This is a genomic window from Arthrobacter sp. TB 26, assembly GCF_000427315.1.
Classification (GTDB): domain Bacteria; phylum Actinomycetota; class Actinomycetes; order Actinomycetales; family Micrococcaceae; genus Arthrobacter.
The window spans coordinates 748-1896 of record NZ_AUPJ01000109.1; the positions used below are offsets into that span (position 1 = coordinate 748).

Sequence of the window (1149 nt, forward strand, 5' to 3'; positions counted from 1 at the left end):
GGCCGCCGCTTTCAGCCGTGGGCGGAAGGGCCGCCGGCGTCAGGAAATTCCCAGTTTGTTTTGAAATGATGGTTATCCGCTCATCCGCGAGGTGATCGGCGCCGAATCAAGGATGCAGGAGCTTGCAGCCGCAAGCACCGTCCACGGCGTAAGCACCATCCACGAGGGGAGCGGACAATGTCGGTAGTGGCAGCTGTCCCTGCAACTGAAGAGTCCCGGCCCGCGGCGGAAGCCCAATGGGTCCGGCCCACCTGGGAGGAAGTGGTGACCAACCACTCCGCGAAGGTGTACCGCCTCGCGTACCGCCTCACCGGCAACAAGTACGACGCCGAGGACCTCACCCAGGAAGTCTTTGTCCGCGTCTTCCGCTCGCTGGAGAACTTCAAGCCGGGCACCCTGGACGGGTGGCTGCACCGGATCACCACGAACCTGTTCCTGGACCAGGCGCGGCGCAAGAGCCGGATCCGCTTCGACGCACTGGCCGATGACGCCGAATCCCGCTTGCCCGGACGCGAGCCGGGTCCGGAACAGAGCTTCGAGTTCAACAATCTTGACATCGATGTTCAGGCCGCCCTGGAGGAACTTCCGCCTGACTTCCGCGCCGCCGTCGTCCTCTGCGACCTTGAAGGTCTGTCCTACGATGAGGTCGCCGTCGCCCTGGGCATCAAGCTCGGCACCGTCCGCTCCAGGATCCACCGCGGCCGGACCATGCTGCGGGACAAACTCGCACACCGGGACCCGCGGCCGCCCCAATCCACCAAGGCGTCGCTGAAGCCGCGGCTGAAGATGCCGCGTATCGCCGGTCTCCTCTGAACCAGGCGATGCGTCTGCTGCAACGACTGCTCCGCGGCCCCCACCATCGCCGGAGCCGGCACCTGGATTCGTGTGCGGAATGCCAGCTCCAGCAGCGCCGGGAGCGCCAGTACCTGGAGCGGCTTCGCGGCGCTGACGTACCCGTGGCCAGCGATGACCTGACCGCGCGCCTGCTGGCTCGCACCGAGGAACTCGCGCGCACGCAACAACCGGCCACCCACCGGCGGGCAGTAGCCCGCGGACTCGGTCCGGCCTTGCGGGCAACTTTTGCCGTGGCCGGCGGCGCGGCTGCTGCCGCGGCCCTCCTCGGCGGATCGGCCTACCTGATGGGCGGGG

At 67.5% G+C, this 1149-nt stretch carries 1 protein-coding gene and 1 pseudogene; both read left to right on the top strand.

The genetic code is table 11. The features are described from left to right. The first annotated feature begins 177 nt into the window (after window positions 1-177). Entirely contained in the window at window positions 178-813 is a 636-nt protein-coding gene (gene sigE, locus K789_RS0103155; protein WP_024365482.1) for an RNA polymerase sigma factor SigE, read from the top strand. Between the two features lie 143 nt (window positions 814-956). Continuing rightward, window positions 957-1149, top strand: a pseudogene (locus K789_RS26745) (anti-sigma factor); the annotation flags it as partial.

Coding starts and splice junctions, on each gene's coding strand:
- sigE (WP_024365482.1), top strand. CDS start 178: ATGTCGGTAGTGGCAGCTGTCCCTGCAACTGAAGAGTCCCGGCCCGCG.